Source organism: Streptomyces sp. RK9 (genome assembly GCF_045070545.1).
Classification (GTDB): Bacteria; Actinomycetota; Actinomycetes; order Streptomycetales; family Streptomycetaceae; genus Streptomyces; species Streptomyces alboflavus.
In genome coordinates, this window is the sequence record NZ_CP173704.1 from 1,380,358 (window position 1) to 1,397,900 (window position 17,543).

The 17,543-nt window shown below is 70.9% G+C and carries 19 protein-coding genes, 1 tRNA gene and 1 pseudogene; 15 read left to right on the forward strand and 6 right to left on the reverse strand.

Translation table 11 applies throughout. The features are described 5' to 3' along the window. Positions 1-61 precede the first annotated feature (61 nt). The 9 genes and pseudogenes from AB6L24_RS26355 (at position 62) to xerC (ending at position 6,329) form a co-directional block, all read left to right on the forward strand. Positions 62-313 carry a hypothetical protein gene (locus AB6L24_RS26355; protein ID WP_405659131.1) on the forward strand — a complete coding sequence of 84 codons (252 nt, stop codon included), beginning with the start codon at positions 62-64 and terminating at the stop codon, positions 311-313. A 38-nt stretch (positions 314-351) separates the two neighbouring features. After that, positions 352-777, forward strand: a pseudogene (locus AB6L24_RS26360) (XF1762 family protein); the annotation flags it as partial. Between the two features lie 216 nt (positions 778-993). Next, positions 994-1,182, forward strand: a complete 189-nt coding sequence (locus AB6L24_RS26365) for a hypothetical protein (RefSeq protein ID WP_405659133.1) — start codon at positions 994-996, stop codon at positions 1,180-1,182. A 10-nt stretch (positions 1,183-1,192) separates the two neighbouring features. After that, positions 1,193-1,516 (forward strand): hypothetical protein, encoded by a 324-nt coding sequence (locus AB6L24_RS26370; RefSeq protein ID WP_405659135.1) that lies wholly within the window; start codon positions 1,193-1,195, stop codon positions 1,514-1,516. A 19-nt stretch (positions 1,517-1,535) separates the two neighbouring features. Further along, positions 1,536-1,922, forward strand: coding sequence for a hypothetical protein (locus AB6L24_RS26375; protein WP_405659137.1), 387 nt, complete (start codon positions 1,536-1,538; stop codon positions 1,920-1,922). 87 nt (positions 1,923-2,009) lie between these two features. Then, positions 2,010-2,870, forward strand: a complete 861-nt coding sequence (locus AB6L24_RS26380) for a bifunctional DNA primase/polymerase (RefSeq protein WP_405659139.1) — start codon at positions 2,010-2,012, stop codon at positions 2,868-2,870. A 2-nt stretch (positions 2,871-2,872) separates the two neighbouring features. After that, positions 2,873-4,348, forward strand: coding sequence for an ATP-binding protein (locus tag AB6L24_RS26385; protein ID WP_405663344.1), 1,476 nt, complete (start codon positions 2,873-2,875; stop codon positions 4,346-4,348). Between the two features lie 462 nt (positions 4,349-4,810). Next, entirely contained in the window at positions 4,811-5,023 is a 213-nt protein-coding gene (locus AB6L24_RS26390) for a helix-turn-helix domain-containing protein (RefSeq protein ID WP_405659142.1), read from the forward strand. A 79-nt stretch (positions 5,024-5,102) separates the two neighbouring features. After that, positions 5,103-6,329 (forward strand): tyrosine recombinase XerC, encoded by a 1,227-nt coding sequence (xerC, locus tag AB6L24_RS26395; RefSeq protein ID WP_405659144.1) that lies wholly within the window; start codon positions 5,103-5,105, stop codon positions 6,327-6,329. An 83-nt stretch (positions 6,330-6,412) separates the two neighbouring features. Here the strand turns inward: xerC and AB6L24_RS26400 are convergent. Together AB6L24_RS26400 and AB6L24_RS26405 are read right to left on the reverse strand one after the other, a co-directional pair. Beyond that, positions 6,413-6,486, reverse strand: a tRNA-Pro gene (locus tag AB6L24_RS26400). A 111-nt stretch (positions 6,487-6,597) separates the two neighbouring features. Further along, positions 6,598-7,533, reverse strand: a complete 936-nt coding sequence (locus AB6L24_RS26405; protein WP_405659146.1) for a metallophosphoesterase — start codon at positions 7,531-7,533, stop codon at positions 6,598-6,600. A 110-nt stretch (positions 7,534-7,643) separates the two neighbouring features. Here AB6L24_RS26405 and AB6L24_RS26410 point away from each other — a divergent pair, with 110 nt between their 5' ends. Further along, a complete protein-coding gene (locus tag AB6L24_RS26410) occupies positions 7,644-8,111 on the forward strand; it encodes a GatB/YqeY domain-containing protein (protein ID WP_405659148.1) in 468 nt (155 codons plus the stop codon). A 182-nt stretch (positions 8,112-8,293) separates the two neighbouring features. Here AB6L24_RS26410 and AB6L24_RS26415 read toward each other — a convergent pair whose 3' ends face one another. Beyond that, entirely contained in the window at positions 8,294-10,546 is a 2,253-nt protein-coding gene (locus AB6L24_RS26415; RefSeq protein ID WP_405659151.1) for a transglycosylase domain-containing protein, read from the reverse strand. A 418-nt stretch (positions 10,547-10,964) separates the two neighbouring features. Here AB6L24_RS26415 and AB6L24_RS26420 point away from each other — a divergent pair, with 418 nt between their 5' ends. Next, the gene (locus AB6L24_RS26420) at positions 10,965-11,309 is read left to right on the forward strand and encodes a WhiB family transcriptional regulator (RefSeq protein WP_170316297.1); all 345 of its coding nucleotides are present in this window, start codon (positions 10,965-10,967) and stop codon (positions 11,307-11,309) included. Positions 11,310-11,575: 266 nt separating this feature from the next. On the opposite strand, the gene AB6L24_RS26425 is transcribed toward AB6L24_RS26420, so the two are convergent. Both AB6L24_RS26425 and AB6L24_RS26430 read right to left on the reverse strand, forming a co-directional pair. Further along, on the reverse strand, positions 11,576-12,967 hold the full coding sequence (locus AB6L24_RS26425) for an ArsA family ATPase (RefSeq protein ID WP_405659155.1): 1,392 nt from the start codon (positions 12,965-12,967) through the stop codon (positions 11,576-11,578). Next, a complete protein-coding gene (locus AB6L24_RS26430) occupies positions 12,964-13,938 on the reverse strand; it encodes an ArsA family ATPase (RefSeq protein WP_405659157.1) in 975 nt (324 codons plus the stop codon). The genes AB6L24_RS26425 and AB6L24_RS26430 overlap by 4 nt, the downstream gene beginning before the upstream one ends. A 132-nt stretch (positions 13,939-14,070) precedes the next feature. On the opposite strand from AB6L24_RS26430, the gene AB6L24_RS26435 reads away from it, so the two are divergent. The 4 genes from AB6L24_RS26435 (at position 14,071) to AB6L24_RS26450 (ending at position 16,589) form a co-directional block, all read left to right on the forward strand. Beyond that, positions 14,071-14,232 (forward strand): DUF4177 domain-containing protein, encoded by a 162-nt coding sequence (locus AB6L24_RS26435; RefSeq protein WP_003975360.1) that lies wholly within the window; start codon positions 14,071-14,073, stop codon positions 14,230-14,232. Then, positions 14,229-14,699 carry a RidA family protein gene (locus AB6L24_RS26440; RefSeq protein ID WP_087885212.1) on the forward strand — a complete coding sequence of 157 codons (471 nt, stop codon included), beginning with the start codon at positions 14,229-14,231 and terminating at the stop codon, positions 14,697-14,699. The genes AB6L24_RS26435 and AB6L24_RS26440 overlap by 4 nt, the downstream gene beginning before the upstream one ends. An 89-nt stretch (positions 14,700-14,788) precedes the next feature. After that, on the forward strand, positions 14,789-15,700 hold the full coding sequence (locus AB6L24_RS26445; protein ID WP_405659159.1) for an NUDIX hydrolase: 912 nt from the start codon (positions 14,789-14,791) through the stop codon (positions 15,698-15,700). A gap of 58 nt (positions 15,701-15,758) precedes the next feature. After that, positions 15,759-16,589 carry an MBL fold metallo-hydrolase gene (locus AB6L24_RS26450; RefSeq protein ID WP_405659161.1) on the forward strand — a complete coding sequence of 277 codons (831 nt, stop codon included), beginning with the start codon at positions 15,759-15,761 and terminating at the stop codon, positions 16,587-16,589. A gap of 54 nt (positions 16,590-16,643) precedes the next feature. Here AB6L24_RS26450 and AB6L24_RS26455 read toward each other — a convergent pair whose 3' ends face one another. Next, positions 16,644-17,480, reverse strand: a complete 837-nt coding sequence (locus AB6L24_RS26455; protein ID WP_405659163.1) for a nucleotidyltransferase domain-containing protein — start codon at positions 17,478-17,480, stop codon at positions 16,644-16,646. Positions 17,481-17,543: the final 63 nt, after the last annotated feature.

A 17,543-nucleotide genomic window follows, 5' to 3' on the forward strand; every position in this document is an offset into this window, starting at 1 on the left:
GCCGCTAGCGGATAGCGGCCCATCTGCGGAAACCCCTGAAACCGCCCTGGGAGGGCCCGTGATGACCCCTGCCCTGCTCGCTATCACCCTCACCATCGGCATAACACTGTGTTACGTCGCGGTGTGTACTGCCTCGCCGTTCGGCACCTGCCGCAAGTGCTCCGGATGGGGCTTCGCGATGACCACCGACCGCAAGGGCCGCCTCAAGCGCGGCAAGGACTGCCGCCGCTGCCACGCCACCGGCAAACGCATCCGCACCGGCCGCTGGCTCTACAACCGGTGGGCCCGCACCTACCGCGCAGGCACCCAGTGACCGCGCCATCAGTCCTGCAACGACTGCACATCCGGCCCATGAAGTGGCAGGCCGCATGCGCCTACGTCGAAACCCACCACCGACACCACGACCCGCCACAAGGGCATCAGTTCTCCCTCGGGGTCCAAACGGACGACGGCCGTTTGGCCGGAGTGGCCATCGTGGGCCGCCCTGTCAACCGCCATCTCGACAACGGCCTGACCATCGAAGTCACCCGCGTCGCGACGGACGGCACCACGAACGCCTGCTCCGCCTTGTACGCAGCTGCATGGCGCACCGCCCGCAACGCGGGCTACCGCCGCGCCATCACATACACCCAAGACGGCGAAAGCGGCGCGAGCCTGCGCGCCGCTGGCTGGCGCAAGGTCGCTGACCTGCCCGCCCGCCCTGGCTGGGACGCCCCCAGCCGCCCCCGCCACGTACTCGGCACCGAGAACATCGCCCGTGCGCTCTGGGAGATCACCACCCACAACGCCCCGCCGCTACCGGAGTTGCGTGACGAAACGAGTGACGAAACCCGGCCGACGCGCGACCGCCGTAAACGCTGCCCGCAGTGCAAGCGGCCAATCACCCGCGCCGCAACAGGGCGGCCCCCTCGCTACTGCTCCCCGGCGTGCCGTCAACGCGCCTACCGGCGCCGCCGCTAAGCCCAACTCCACCACCACGAAAGGAGACCAGGCATGGCCGTGACCATCTCGCTCGTCCTGCTCGCCGGTGTCGTGCTGGTCTTGCTTGTGCACCACCGCAAGGTTGCCGTCGGCGGCGCGCTGGTCGCCGTCCTCTTCGGGTTCCTGCTCGCCTCCACCGACGCCGGCCCCGACATCAGCGACTCCATCCAGTCCATCGCCGACACCATCTCCGACCGGTAGGAGGCGCCCCATGCGCCACCGTCAACCGCCCGCGGTCATCCCGGGCGTTCTCGCCCCGCACATCCCCGCGGACACCTACCGGCGCGCACAGGCCACCGGCCAGCCGATCATCCTCGTGCAGCCCGTGCCCGCCCCTGCGCGCCGTACGGCCCGCACTTACCTGGTCGGCGCCGCCGTGGTCACCTCGGCCTGTGTCGGCGGCATGGGCCTGGTCGTGGCGTTCCTCGCGCTGCTCGACATCGCCGCGCACACCGCCGCCACGATCGGTGCCGTCGCCGGACCGCTCGGCGTCGGCGGGATCACCGTCAAACTCACCCGCCCCAAGGCCAAGTGACCTGGAAGGAACACCCGCCATGACCGTCCACACCACACCCCTCGCCCTGATCGTGGGCGCCGACCAGGCCCATGTCTTCCTCCACTCCCGTGCCCGGGAGCTGACCGAACTCGACTACCTCCCCGAGCTGGTGGCGTTACGGCTCATCCATCGCGGCATCCTGCGCGGTGACCCGATAGTGCTGGCCGCGCCCGGCCAGGTCTGGACGCTGCGCGCCGACACCAACCCCGACGACGCCCCCGCCCACCGCCTGAGCGTGCGCGACCGGCTCACCTGCCCGCCCCGCGTGCTGGTCACCGACCCCGACGACCCCACCGGCGAGACGGACGAACTCCTGCTTGAGGTCCTGGAGATGTATCAGCTCGCCACCTGGCACACCCCCCTGCCCGCCGACGACGAGCAGTAGCTACGCCAAGGGCGGCTCCCCTCTCGCCAAAGAACCGGGGCCGCCCTTGTCCACCTGCCCACATCAGAGCTGTGGAGGTCTCCCAGCATGACGCAACCCACCGACATTCGGCGAGGGCACCTGTCGACCGCGCTCGCCCTGGCAGCCTCCGGCCTGCCTGTGCTGCCGTTACGAGCGGGGAAGATGCCGTTCGGCAACTGTCGCCGCTGCACCGACAACACCTGCGGCGGCCGACCCAACATGAAGAACGCCGGGCCGTGCGCCTGCCCCGGCGTCTGCCACGCATGGGCCGCCGCGACCACCGACAGGGACGTCATCAACTCCAGCATCTGGCGGTGGGCATGGATGCGCGCGAGCGCGGTCGCCTACCACCCGGGCGGGGCGGGACTGACGGTCGTCGACCTGGACAACACCGACGCGATCACATGGGCCCGCGAGCACCTGCCCGCCACGCAGAGCGTGGCCACCACCCGGGGTGAGCACTGGATCTACCTCGGGGCGATGGGTTCCGCCAACGCAGTCCGGCCCGGCGTCGACATCAAGTCCACGATGTCCTACGCCCGCTGGCGCGGCCACGGCACCGACACCCCCACGCCGTTGCCGGACGCCGTGCGCACGCTCGCCGCGACGAAGCCCGTCGCGGACCAGCCCGCCCTACGGGCCATCGCCGTGCCCGCATCGACCGGGAGCAAGGAGTGCCGGCACCGCACGCCCACGTATCTGGACCGTGGCATCGCCATGGCGGAGCAGCGCATCACCGACGCCCGCAGTGGCGTGCACGCCACCGTCTACCGGACGTTCCTGGCCGTGCTGTCCGTGCACGGCCGGTGCGGCTGCCTCACCGAAACGCACATCGGGCGCCTGTTCACCGCCGCGCAGGCCAAGGGCGAGTCGCCCCGGCACTGCACAAACGCGTGGACCAACGCCCGCACCAGGCTGGGGCTGTGACCATGGGCGAGGACGAGAAGAACCCTGCCCGCGAGGTCATCACCGACTACGCGCAAGCGCACTTCCGGTACTTCCGCACCGCCGACGGCACCGTGTACGCGCAGAAGAACGGCCACCCCGTGGCCCGCCCGATCCGCTCCCAGGGCACCACAGGCAGCCACCGCCAGGAACTCATGGTCGGCCTCTACCGCGACGGACACGGCGTATTCAACGGCACCGCCCTCAAAGAAGCGTTGGACCTGATCGAAGCACTCGCCCTGTATGAGGACACACAGGCCGTGCACATCCGCATCGCCCCCGGATTCGACGGGGCAACCTGGCTGGACCTGGGCCGCAACGACGGGCAGTCCGTCCGCATCCACCCCACCGGCTGGGATATCGCTGTTCCCGACCCCCGCGAGGTGTGCTGGCGCCGTACCCAGCTCACCGGCGAACTCCCCCTGCCCGCCAAGGACACCAACGGCAAGGGCATCGACCTCCTGCTCCGCCTGTGCAACTTCGCCAATGCGGAAACCGAGTGCCTGGCCATCGCCTGGCTGATCGGCTGCCTCGGTCCGTCCGTGCCCGTCCCCGCCCCGTTCCTCGCCGGACCGCAGGGCGCGGGCAAGTCCACCGGCGGGCGCATGCTCATCAGGATCGTGGAGGGCATGAGCGGGGACCTTCGACGCGCGCCGAAGGATGAGGAGAACCTGATCGCGGCGGTCGCGGCCGGTTGGGTCACGGCCCTGGACAACCTGTCCCACATGACCCCGGACCTGTCGGATGCCATGTGCTGCATCGTGACCGGCGCCGAGAGCGTCAAGCGCGCCCTGTTCACCGACGGGGACGTCTTCCGGGCCCGCTACCGACGCCCTCTGCTGCTGACCGGCATCGACGTCGGCGTCATCCGGCCCGACCTCGCCGAACGGCTCCTGCCCCTGCGGCTGGAGCGGCCCCAAGTTCGGCGCACCGAGGCGGAACTGTGGGCGGAGTACGCGGAGGTGCTGCCCGTCGTGCTCGGGTCGTTGCTCGATCTGACGGTCAAGGTCCGCGCGGCCGAGGCGGAGACCCCCACCGATCTGCGGATGGCGGACTTCGCGCACCTGTGCGCGCAGCTCGACGCGGCAACCGGCCTGGGGGCACTCAGCGCGTACCGGGCCAGCCTGGATGACCTGAACGACGACGTGATCGAGGGCGATCTCCTGGCGCAGACCGTTCTCCGGCACGCCGAGACCATGGAGGAGGGCGCAGCGGAGCGGATGACCTCAACTGAGTGGCTGCACAGCCTCAGCGGCCTCTACAGCGACGAGGACCTGCGTCCCCTGCCCAAGGGGTGGCCGACCACGGGAAAGGTCCTCTCCGACCGCCTCAAGCGTCTCCAGCCGACGCTGGCCGCCCGGGGCGTCCTCATCGACTCCGGCCGGACCAGCGAGGGCCGCTACCTCGAAATGACCCGCCTGCCCACCCCACCCCCACACGAGCAGAAGCCGATCTTCTAACCCGCGCCAGGCGTTCGCGCGGACAAGCAAGAAGAGCACCCCGCGCGGGCGTGCTCTTCTTGCTGTTCGGCGCACCGCGCCGCCCAAAGGTCGCGCCGCGAAGCGGCTCCTTCTCCACCTCCACGCTGTGAGGCGCACCCCATGACAACAGACAGCCCCTCTTTTGTCCTAAGAGGGAAGACGCTGCGTCATCTGCGTCATCCGGCCGGGAAAACGGCCCCTGGCCTGCGGCTACAGCCATGACGCAGACGACGGGCCCTGCGTCATCCTGCGTCATCTGCGTCATGCGATGACGCAGGCCATGACGCGCCGATGACGCACGCCCGAATCCATGCGTCACGCAAAGCCCCAGGTCAGAAGCCCGGATGACGCTGATGACGCAATGACGCAGAAATCCGAACCTCGGACAGACGCAGTCCCCCGAGGAGCACTCAAGACCTTCCCACCGAGGAGGCACCCCGGATGAGCACCGCGCTCGCCGCCCCCGCCGAGCAGCTCCTGTACCGACCGGAAGAGGCCGCAGTGGTGCTGCGCATCGGCCGCTCGATGGTCTACGAGGAGATCCGCCTCGGACGGCTCCAGACCGTTCGCATCGGCCGCCGTCGTTTAGTCCCGCTTGAGTACGTCGCGAAGTACGTCGAACTCCTCAAGCGCGAGGCCGAAGCCGCTGCCTGAACTCCCCTTCCGTCCCTACGCACTTCGACACAGCCGCGCCTCCCATGGGGGCGCGGCTGTGTCGATTGGAGAGCACCGCATGAGCGAGACCCCGAAGCCTGCCCGCAGAGCTGGCCACGGTGAGGACACGATCTATTGGGACGCGGCGAAGAACCGCTTCGTGGGTGCCGTGTCCCTGGGGTACGCCCCGAACGGCAAGCGCCGACGACCGAAGGTCTACGGCAAGACGAAGACCGAAGTCCGGCAGAAGATCCGGGACTTGAAGAAGGAGGTGCAGTCGGGCGTCAAGGCCCCAGCCAACTACACCGTGGCCGACGCGGTGAACGACTGGCTGCAGCGCGGCCTCAAGGGACGTGACGAGAAGGGCACCATCGGCAAGAACCGTTCCGTGGCGGACAAGCACCTGATCCCGTTCATCGGCAAGGCAAAGCTGAAGGACCTGAGTGCGGACGACATCGACGACTGGCTGGACGACCGGTCCGAGTTCCTCGCGACGCGAAGCCTCCGGGACCTGCTCGCGATCCTGCGGCGTTCCACCGCGCACGCGCAGCGCCGCGATAAGGCGGCGCGGAACGTCGCCCTGCTCGTCACTGCACCAGAAGGGCGCCCCGGTCGCCCGAGCAAGGCGTTGAACCTGGAGCAAGCGAAGGCCGTGCTTGTTGCGGCTCGCCCGTCACGGCTCTACGCCTACCTCGTCCTCTCGTTCCTCAGCGGCGTACGCACAGAGGAGGCACGGCCGCTCACCTGGGATCACGTCTTCCTGGAGACGAAGGACGGCATCCCGCCGCACGTCGCGGTGTGGCGCTCGGTCCGGAAGCACGGCGAGACCAAGACCAGGAAGAGCCGCAGGACCATCGCTCTGCCGACGATGGTGGTCGAAGTGCTCGAAGAGCACATGCGGTGGCAGAAGCAGGAGCGCGCGTCGAAGGGGAAGGAGTGGAGCCCGAACGGGCTAGTCTTCACGACCCGGAGCGGCGAGCCGATCGATGCGGCCAACGTCCGGCGTGACTTCCGTGCCATCGTCGCCAAAGCGGCCAAGATGCCGGGCATCGAGCTGAAGCCGCACGAGTGGACGACGCGGGAGACGCGGACCAGCTTCGTGTCCCTGCTCTCCGACCACGGCGTCCCGCTGGAGACCATCGCGCTGTTGGTCGGACACACCAGCCAGACGACCACGGAGGTCGTCTACCGCAAACAGCTACGGCCTGTGATCACCAAGGGCGCCGAAGCGATGGATGTGATCTTCGCCGAGGACCAGGGACAGGACGAGGCGCGCGACCCGGAAGAGGGCGACGCAGGCGCCTGATCAGAAGCGGTTGGCCCCCTGTTTGGCTCCCCGAGCACGACAGAGGCCCATTCGCGATCAAGCGAATGGGCCTCTGACCTGTGTCGGGGTGGCGGGATTTGAACCCACGACCTCTTCGTCCCGAACGAAGCGCGCTGCCAAGCTGCGCCACACCCCGATGTCGTTGTTCCGGCGGTCCTGCTGGGCAGGTCGCGGCGACATCGATTACTTTAGCGGACCGGCGGCCGGAGACGAAATCCGGTTTTGCGGGGTGGGGCGCGGGTGGGGCTCAGGCGGCGGGGGAGCGTTCCGTGAGGGTCAGGAGGGTGGCCTCCGGGGGGCAGGCGAAGCGGAGGGGGGTGTAGCGGCTGGTGCCGCAGCCCGCGGAGACGTGCAGGTAGGACGTGTGGTCCTCGGCCTCGTGCGTCGACAGGCCCTTCACCCGGTCCGTGTCCAGGTCGCAGTTGGTGACCAGGGCTCCGTAGAAGGGGATGCACAGCTGGCCGCCGTGGGTGTGGCCGGCGAGGACCAGGGGGTAGCCGTCGGCCGTGAAGGCGTCGAGGGCGCGCAGGTACGGGGCGTGCACGATGCCCATCGAGAAGTCGGCGTCGGCCACCGGGCCGCCCGCCACGCGCGCGTACCGGTCCCTCTTGATGTGCGGGTCGTCAAGGCCGGTCAGCGCGATGTCGTAGCCGTCGATCTTCAGCGCCCCGCGGGTGTTCGTGAGGTTCACCCAGCCCGCCGCGTCGAAGCCGTCCCGCAGGTCCTCCCACGGGTTGTGGACCGCCCCGACCACGGGCTTGTTGCCGTTGAGGCCGTGGCGGCCCTGCATCTTCTCGATCAGGTAGCGCCCGGGGTTGCGCAGCGTCGGGCCGTAGTAGTCGTTCGAGCCGAAGACGTACGCCCCGGGGAAGGACATCAGCGGGCCGAGCGAGTCCAGGACCTCCGGCACGCCCTGCGGGTCCGACAGGTTGTCGCCCGTGTTGATCACGAAGTCCGGGCGCAGGCCCGCGAGCGACTGCAGCCAGCGCTGCTTCTTGCGCTGACCGGACACCATGTGGATGTCGGAGACCTGTAGCACGCGCAAGGGGCGCATTCCGGCGGGGAGCACCGGGACCGTCACCCGCCTCAGCCGGAAGAAGCGGGCCTCGATGCCCACCGAGTAGGCGATTCCGGCCGCGGCCGTCGCCGTGATTCCCAGAGGTACTGCGTATCGCGCGCGCATGCCTCCATCGTGTCAGACCCCGTACGCCCGTCGGACGCCCCGGGGTCCCCGGGCGGCCGCCCCCGGAAATGAAGGGGCCACACACACGGTCCACCTGCCACAATTGCCCCATGACCACGCTCAAGTCGAAGCTTCAGGACGACCTCAACGCCGCGATCAAGGGGCGCGACGAGCTGCGCTCCTCGACGCTGCGGATGACCCTCGCCGCCGTGCAGAAGGAGGAGGTCGCGGGCAAGGAGAAGCGCGAGCTCTCCGACGACGAGGTGCAGAAGGTGATCACCCGCGAGGCGAAGAAGCGCCGCGAGGCCGCCGACGCCTTCACCCAGGGCAACCGCCCCGAGCAGGCCGAGCGGGAGAAGGCGGAGGGCGAGGTGCTCGCCGAGTACCTGCCGCAGCAGCTCTCCGACGACGACCTGGAGCAGATCGTCGCCGCGGCCGTCGCCGAGGCGAAGGGCGCGGGCGCCGAGGGGCCGCGCGCCATGGGCCAGGTCATGAAGATCGTGAACCCGAAGGTCGCCGGGCGCGCGGAGGGCGGCCGGGTCGCCGCCACGGTCAAGAAGCTCCTCGCCGGCGGCTGAGTTTCCGCGTTCTCGTAGGTCGGCGGGGCGCCGTCTCGTATGTCGGCGGGGCGCCGTCTCGTACGTCGATGGGGCGCCGTCCGAGTCGAACTTCCCGACTCGGGCGGCGCCCCATCTGTATCTGCGGATGCGGACGCCCCGTGGGGCGGCGCACTCAGCGGCCCCGAGGCCCCCGGCCCGGCCTAGTCCCGCCAGCCCCCGGACCCGCCGTCCCCACCACCGATGACCCCGGGCAGGTCCGGCCACGGGTTGTCGTCATCGTCGTCGCCACCGCCCCCACCGTTGTGGCCGCCGTTGCCGTTGCCCGGCTTCCCGTCGTCGCCGCCGTTGCCCCCATTGCCGCCGTCGCCGTCACCGCGATCCCGGTCCCGGTCCTTGTCGCCGGGCAGGCGCACCGTCTCGAAGTCGGGGTCGGGCTTGCCCTCCAGGGCGCCGCTCATGGCGTCGCGCCAGATCGGGCCGGGGACCTCGCCGCCGAAGACCTTGCCGTAGGGGCGGCCGCCGATGGTGATGTTGACCATGCGGCGGTCGTGGGCCGGGTCGCCGACCCAGACGGCGCCGGACATGTTCGGGGTGTAGCCCGCGAACCAGGCGGCGTAGCGGAAGTCCGTCGTACCGGTCTTGCCCGCGCTGTCGCGGGAGCCGAGGCCGGCCTGCTTGCCGGTGCCGTCCTCGACCACGCCCTTGAGGAGGGTGTTGATCGTGTCGGCGGTCCGCTCCGACATGGCCTGCGAGCACGTGGACTTCGGCACCGGCAGGGACTTGCCGCCGAGGGTGCGGATCGACTCGATGGCGATCGGCGTGCAGTACTTGCCGCGCGCCGCGAAGGTCGCGTACGCGCTGGCCATCGTCAGCGGCGAGACCTCCTGGGTGCCGAGCGCGATCGACGGCGCCTGGTCCATCGGCTTGCCGTTGGCGCGCTGGACGCCCATCTTGTCGGCCATCTTCGTCACCGGGCAGATGCCGATGTCGCCGATCATCTCCACGAAGTAGGTGTTGACCGACTTCGCGGTGGCCTCCCGCATGCGGTAGGGGCCGACCTCGGACTCGTTCTCGTTGGTGAGCTTCTGGTTGCCGAAGTTCCGCCAGGTCTTGCCGTCACAGGCGGAGACCCGCTCGGGGTAGGGCATCTCGTACGGGGAGTCGTACCGCTTGCCCGGCGACATGCCGCGCTCCAGGGCCGCCGCGGCCACGATCGGCTTGAACGTCGAACCGGGCTGGTAGCCCGCGCCGCCGCCCATGTTGTCGTCGACGGAGAGGTTGATCTCCGTCTCGTTCTTGTTGTAGCCGAACGGGCGGGACTGGCCCATGCCGAGGATCTTGCCGCTGCCGGGCTCGACGATGGTGGCAGCGGTGGCCACGTCGTCGGTCTGGTAGACGTGATCCTTGATCGAGGCCTGCACCGAGGTCTGGGTCTGCGGGTCGAGCGTCGTCCTGATGCGCAGGCCGCCGCGGTTCCACAGCTTGGCGCGGGCCTCCTTGGTCTTGCCGAAGACCGGGTCGTTCAGGAAGGTCTTCTCGACGTACTTGCAGAAGAACCCGGCGCCCTTCACGGCGGTGATGCAGCCGTTCTTGGGGCGGCTGACGTCCAGGCCGAGCTTGGTCTGCTTCGCCTCGTCGGCCTCGCGCTGCGAGATGTCGTGCGTCTCGGCCATGCGCTGGAGCACGACGTTGCGGCGCTGCTTGGCCTCGGCCGGGTCGTTCACCGGGTCGTAGCGGCTCGGCGACTGCACGATGCCGGCGAGGAGGGCGGCCTCCTGGAGCTTGAGGTCCTTGGCGGGCTTGGAGAAGTACCGCTGGGAGGCGGCCTCGACGCCGTACGCCTGCTGACCGAAGTACGTGATGTTCAGGTAGTTCTTGAGGATCCGCTTCTTGCCGAGCTCCTCCTCGACCTGGATCGCGTACTTCAGCTCGCGGATCTTGCGGCCGAGGGTCTGCTGGGTGGCCTCGGCGACCTTGTCGGGGTCGTCGCCGGCCTCCTCCACGAAGACGTTCTTCACGTACTGCTGCGTGAGCGTGGAGGCGCCCTGCGCGACGCCGCCGCTCTGCGCGTTCTGGTTCACCGCGCGCAGGATGCCCTTGAGGTCCACCGCGCCGTGCTCGTAGAAACGGGAGTCCTCGATCGCGACGATCGCCTTCTGCATGTACGGCGAGATGCCCTTCAGCGGCACCACTGTGCGGTCGCGCGAGTACACCGTGGCGATGGCGCCGCCCGCCGAGTCCAGGATCGTGGTGCGCTGGCTCAGCGGCGGCTGCTTCAGGTTGGCCGGGATCTCGTCGAAGCCCTCGACCGACCCCTTGGCCGCGAGGCCGATCACGCCCGCCGCGGGCAGCGCGATCCCGGCGAGCACCGCGCCCGCGAGCACGCTCACGCCCAGGAACTTGGCGGCCTGCTGCGCGGGGGAGAGACCACCGCCCGATCGCTTGTTTGCCATGGGGGCAGCCTACGTTCTGATTCGCCGGACACGCGTATATGCCTTGGCCTAAGCTGCTCTCAACTGTCACAGCAGTGCGGTCGCGCAACAAGCCTCGTGCCACGACAAGTGCAGGACGAGCGCACGACGAGTGCAGGACGAGCGCAGCTGGAAACGATGTCCGAATCCGCCTCGTCCGTCTCCTCGCGTCCGCTGTGACCCAGCTGAACTGCCCGCATTTGCCGGGTTGGTCACGCATGTCGCCAGCTCACTCCGTCGGGTGATCTGCCGCTTACGCATAGTCCGTTCGGGCCATTCAAGATTGGGCCCGCAGGGGGTGTTGCGCTGTGCCCACCTTCCGTAACGTCCTCAACTGGCGGCGGTGAATATGCCGCTGCCGCCGTGGGGGAGCCTCGATTCGGGAGAGGACGGCGCCGGTATGGGCTGGGTAACCGACTGGAGTGCGCAGGCCGCCTGCCGCACTACCGATCCGGATGAACTGTTCGTACAAGGAGCAGCGCAGAACAGGGCCAAGGCGGTGTGCACCGGCTGCCCGGTGCGCACGGAGTGCCTGGCCGACGCGCTGGACAATCGCGTCGAGTTCGGCGTGTGGGGTGGCATGACAGAGCGGGAGCGCCGCGCCTTGCTGCGCAGGCGTCCCACGGTCACCTCGTGGCGCAGGCTCCTTGAGACAGCACGCTCCGAGTACGAGCGTGGCACGGGCCTGCTGCCCGTGGACTTGGACGACGAAGAGACCTACGAGAGCTACGCGGCCGTGGGCTGAGCCCTCGTCGCGCAGCATCACGCCGCGTCGTACGCCATGCCAGGTGGCACCACGCGGCATCCGTCGCAGCACCACCGCCGACCACCGGCCCCCAGGAGTGCCGCCGTTCACAGGCGGCACCGGGGCTGCCGGGCAGCCTGACGCACGGACTGTGCGACACCTGACGTATGGGCTGTACGCCAGGTGATTCGACAGCGCGCGTCAGGACAGGCGGTGTCCTGTGCGGCAGAGGTACGAAGGGCGTGCGCGCACGCCTGGACGGGCGGTCACGCGTGGTCACCGGTGGCCGCGGCGAGCCGCTCGCCGATCGCGCGCAGGCCGTCGAGGTCGTGCACGTCGCCCGGCAGCGCGGCCACCTCCGCCACGGCCACCTCCGGGTGCAGCGCGGTGAAGCGGTCCCGGGTGTGCCGCTCGCGGGCGAGCAGCCGCATGCGCTCGGCGTGCAGCCGCAGCAGGCCCGCGGTCAGCTGCTCGACGGACGCGCCGGAGTCGTCGTCTTTGGTTGAAGGAGAAGTGCCGATCGCCTCAGGGGAGTTGGGAGCCTCGGACTCTGAGGAGTTACGCAGACCAACATTCCCGTCCTCCTGATCCACAATGCCGCCCGCCGCAAGATTTTCCTCGGCGGCGCCTCCGGCGTCCTTCCCGGAGCCCTCCCCGGCGGCCTTCCCGGAGCCCTCCACGGAGCCCTCCGCGTCCTGCTCCCCGCGGCCCTCCGCCACCTCCTCCTCGAGCCTCTCCGCCGCGGCCAGCGCCCGCTCCGCCGACAGCTCGGCGGCACCGCTGCCGTGCACCCGGTTCAGGACGAGCCCCGCCAGCGGCATGTCGTCCGCCGCGAGCCGCTCCACGAAGTACGCAGCCTCCCGCAGCGCGTCCCGCTCCGGCGACGCCACCACGAGGAACGCCGTCCCCGGCGCCTGCAGCAGCCGGTACGTCGCGTCGGCCCGCTTGCGGAAGCCGCCGAACATCGTGTCCATCGCGGCCACGAAGGTCTGCACGTCCCGCAGGAGCTGGCCCCCGAGCAGCTTGCCGAGCGCCCCCGTCATCATCGACATCCCGACGTTCAGGAACTTCATCCCGGCCCGGCCGCCCACCTTCGCCGGGGCCATCAGGAGCCGGATCAGCTTCCCGTCCAGGAACGAACCCAGCCGCTTCGGGGCGTCCAGGAAGTCGAGGGCGCTGCGCGACGGCGGGGTGTCCACCACGATCAGGTCCCACTCGTCGCGGGAGCGCAGCTGCCCCAGCTTCTCCATCGCCATGTACTCCTGCGTGCCCGCGAAGCCCGCCGAGAGCGACTGGTAGAAGGGGTTGGAGAGGATCGCCCTGGCCCGGTCCGCGTCCGCGTGCGCCTCGACGATCTCGTCGAAGGTGCGCTTCATGTCCAGCATCATGGCGTGCAGTTCCCCGGCGCCCTGGACGTCCTTCACCCGCCGCGGCACGTTGTCCAGCGAGTCGATGCCCATGGACTGCGCCAGCCTGCGCGCCGGGTCGATCGTCAGGACCACCACCGTGCGGCCCCGCTCGGCGGCGCGCAGGCCGAGGGCGGCCGCCGTGGTCGTCTTGCCGACGCCGCCGGAGCCGCAGCACACCACGATGCGGGTCTTCGGGTCGTCGAGCAGGGCGTCGACGTCGAGCGGGTCACCTGCCGGGTCGAGGCTCATGAAACCCCCTGCTGTCGCAGTTCGGTGGCGAGTTCGTACAGACCCCCGAGGTCCAGGCCGTCGGCCAGCAGGGGCAGTTCGTGCAGGGGCAGGCCGTGCTCGCCGAGCACGGCCCGCTGGGCGCCCTCCAGGGCGTACCGCTCGGCGTACTCGGCGGCCTGGGCCAGGAGCGGGTCCACGAGCCGTCCCGCGGCGCCGCGGGCCCCGCCGAGCCCTGCGGCCGCCAGGGTCTTGGCGATGGCCGTACGGGGCGTGCGCTCCAGGCCGAGCTCCAGCTCCGCCTCGTCCAGGAGGGCCGGACGCACCATGTTCACGATGACGCGGCCCACCGGGAGGCCGGCGGCGCGCAGCTCGGCGATGCCGTCCACGGTCTCCTGGACGGGCATCTCCTCCAGGAGCGTCACCAAGTGCACGTCCGTCTCGGGCGACTTGAGGACCCGCATCACGGCCTGCGCCTGATTGTGTATCGGCCCGATCTTGGCGAGCCCCGCCACCTCGTCGTTCACGTTGAGGAAGCGGGTGATCCGGCCCGTCGGCGGGGCGTCCATGATCACGCAGTCGTACGCGTACCGGCCCCGTTTGTCCTTGCGGCGCACCGCCTCGCAGGCCTTGCCGGTCAGCAGGACGTCGCGCAGACCGGGCGCGATGGTGGTCGCGAAGTCGACGGCGCCGAGCTTCTTCAGGGCGCGGCCCGCGCTGCCCAGTTTGTAGAACATCTGGAGGTAGTCCAGAAGGGCCAGTTCGGGGTCGATGGCGAGGGCGTACACCTCCCCGCCCCCCGGAGCGACGGCGATCTTCCGCTCCTCGTAGGGCAGCGCCTCTGTCTCGAAGAGCTGCGCGATGCCCTGTCTGCCCTCGACCTCCACGAGGAGGGTGCGTTTGCCCTCCGTCGCGAGGGCGAGCGCGAGGGCCGCGGCCACCGTGGTCTTGCCGGTACCGCCCTTGCCGCTGACGACCTGGAGCCTGCTCACGTATTCGAGCCTAACCAGTCGCCCGGCGGGCTACGCATGTGGCTGCCCCCCACCGACCCCTGACCCGCCCCTTAGGGGCGCCGGACAGCGGGTGTTCGCGGGCCCCCTGGTGCCAGGCATTACAGTCGCCGTATGACCAAGTGGGAATACGCAACCGTGCCGCTGCTCGTCCATGCCACGAAGCAGATTCTGGACACCTGGGGCGAGGACGGCTGGGAGCTCGTCCAGGTCGTGCCCGGGCCGAACAACCCCGAGCAGCTGGTGGCCTACCTGAAGCGGGAGAAGCAGGCATGAGCGGCGTGGTCGAGGCCCGGATCGCCGAGCTGGGCCTGACCCTGCCCGGCGTCGTCCCGCCGCTCGCGGCGTACCGTCCTGCGATCCAGTCCGGCGTGTACGTGTACACGGCCGGCCAGCTGCCCATGGTGGACGGCAAGCTGCCGGTCACCGGCAAGGTCGGCGCGGAGGTCACGCCGGAGGAGGCCAAGGACCTGGCCCGCACCTGCGCCCTGAACGCCCTCGCGGCGGTCAAGTCGGTCGCGGGCGAGCTCGACCGCATCGCGCGCGTCGTGAAGGTCACCGGCTTCGTCGCCTCGGCCCCCGACTTCACCGGCCAGCCCACCGTCCTCAACGGCGCCAGCGAACTCCTCGGCGAGGTCCTCGGCGACAAGGGCGTGCACGCCCGCAGCGCGGTGGGCGTGGCGGTGCTCCCGCTGGACGCGCCGGTCGAGGTCGAGATCCAGGTGGAGCTGCTGCCGCAGTAGCGGGTCCGGGGGTGCCGACGCGGTCGCCGTACAGGTCGGCGTACCAGCGGCCCCTCGAACATCCGCACCACACCGGATAGCCTCCGCCCATGGCAAATGGGCAGTGGTACCCACCGGAGTGGCCCGACCGCATCCGTGCCCTCGCGGCAGGCGAACTGACGCCTGCCGCGCCCCGCCGGGCGGCCACGGTCATGCTCCTGCGGGACACCGGAGACATCAGAACCACCGGAGACACCGGGGCCCGGCCGGACACCGGCGCGGGCCCCGAGGTGCACATGCTGCGCCGCAGCGCCTCGATGGCGTTCGCGGGCGGTGCCTACGCCTACCCCGGCGGCGGCGTCGACCCCCGCGACGACGACCACCACGTCCGCTGGGCGGGCCCGCCGCGCACCGCGTGGGCGGCCCGCCTCGGCGTGGGCGAGACGGCGGCCCAGGCCATCGTGTGCGCGGCCGTGCGCGAGACGTACGAGGAGGCGGGCGTCCTGCTCGCCGGGCCGACCCCGGACACCGTCATCGACGACACCACCGGCGACGACTGGGAGGCGGACCGCGTCGCCCTGGTCGCCCGCGACCTCTCCTTCGCCGAGTTCCTCGACCGCCGGGGCCTGGTCCTGCGCAGCGATCTGCTCGGCGCGTGGGCCCGCTGGATCACCCCGGAGTTCGAACCGCGCCGCTACGACACGTTCTTCTTCGTCGCCGTGCTCCCGGCCGGCCAGCGCACCCGCGACGTCTCCACGGAGGCGGACCGCACCGTCTGGATCCGCCCCCGGAGGGCCGCCGAGCGCTACGACCGCGGCGAACTCCTGATGATGCCGCCGACCATCTCCACGCTGCGCCAGCTCGACGGCTGCGCCACCGCCGCCGACGCCCTGGCCGCCGCCGGGTCCCGCGACCTCACCCCGGTCCTGGCCAGGGCCCGCCTGGAGGACGGCGAGCTGATCCTGTCCTGGCCCGGCCACGACGAGTTCACCAAGCACATCCCGGTCGGCGGCACGGCATGAGGCGCCCCGCCGCCCCACGGCACCGCACCCACCCGGAACCGACGGGAGTCACCCCCGCATGACCGAAGCAGCCGCCCTCCCCGGCCAGCCCCGCGGCGGCGTACTCAGCGGCCCCGCCACCGCCCGCGCCGTCAACGTCCTCGCGCCCAACCCGTCGGCGATGACCCTGGACGGCACCAACACCTGGATCGTCACGGAGCCGGACTCCGGCCTCGCGGTCGTCATCGACCCGGGCCCGCTCGACGAGGCGCACCTCGCCCACGTGATCGCGACGGCCGAGGAGCAGGGCGCGCGCGTCGGGCTCACCCTGCTCACGCACGGCCACCCCGACCACGCCGAGGGCGCCGCGCGGTTCGCGGAGCTGACGGGCACCAAGGTCCGCGCCCTCGACCCGGCCCTGCGCCTCGGCGACGAGGGCCTGGCGGCGGGCGACGTGATCACGACGGGCGGCCTGGAGCTGCGCGTCGTACCGACGCCCGGGCACACCGCCGACTCCCTCTGCTTCCATCTGCCCGCCGACCGGGCCGTCCTGACGGGCGACACGATCCTCGGCCGCGGCACCACGGTCGTCGCCCACCCCGACGGCCGCCTCGGCGACTACCTGGACTCGCTGCGCCGCCTGCGCTCCCTGACGGTCGACGACGGCGTGCACACGGTGCTCCCGGGCCACGGCCCGGTCCTGGAGGACGCCCAGGGCGCCGTCGAGTTCTATCTGGCGCACCGGGCGCACCGCCTGGCCCAGGTGGAGACGGCGGTCGAGAACGGGCACGTGGCGCCGGGCGACGTGGTGGCGCACGTGTACGCGGACGTGGACCGCTCGCTGTGGCCCGCGGCGGAGCTTTCGGTGCGGGCGCAGCTGGACTACCTGCGGGAGCACGGGCTCATCTAGGGATGTCCGGTGGGTCGCCGCGGCGCGGGCCCGACGGACGCGCCGGGGGACTCTTCAGTGCGCCCCGGGCTCGCCCTGCTCCGGGCGCGGTGCCTTCACTCCGTGTACCGCCGTGTACTCCTCGGCCAGCCACGGCCCGATCACGTCGGCGTACTCCCGCAGCGCGGCGGCGTCGGCGGCCGGTTCGAGGGCCATGGCGGCCGTCGCCCGCATCGGGTCGGCCCACTCGGGGTAGTACCGCGCGAACGCCGCCGCCATCTCCGTGAGGTCGCTGGTCCAGCCGCCCCAGCGCGGCATGACGAGCGTGAAGCCGGTGCGGACGAGGTGCCGGGAGGCGCGGCGGACCAGGGCGCGCAGGGCTTCGGGGTCGTCGGCGACCGCGGCGGCCTGCGCGCGCCAGCGGGGCAGGAACAGGGCGAGGTCGCCGTTGGTCTCGCGGGCGAGGAGGCCGTCGGGCCGGTAGCGGGGCAGGAATTCGGCCAGGTCCTCGCCGAGCAGGGGCGTGCAGAGGCAGGCCACGAACCAGCCGAGGTCGTACGTCTCCAGGTCGCTCAGGACGGCCGCGCGGCTCGCAAGCAGGATGCCCACGCCGTCGGCCTCGGTGAACTCCTTGTCGACGGCGGCGGCGACGGCGTCCGCGTCGGCGTGGTCCTCCGGCGTCGGCTCCTCGCGCAGGACGAGCAGCAGGTCGAGGTCGGAGCGGCCCGCGCGGGCGGCGCCGCGGGGCACGGAGCCGTACAGGTACGCGCTGTCGAGGCGCTTGCCGAAGGTCTCCGCGACGCGGTCGCGCGCGGCGGCGACGACGGGCCTGAAGGCGTCGCCCACCCGCCCCAGCGAGCCCTCACGCTCGATGTAGCCCTGACTGTCCAGTCCCCGACTGACGGTGCCCATGGGCCCACTGTGCAGCGTGCCGCGCTCCGGAGCACGCACTTTCCGCCCTGAAGTCGTCTGGTG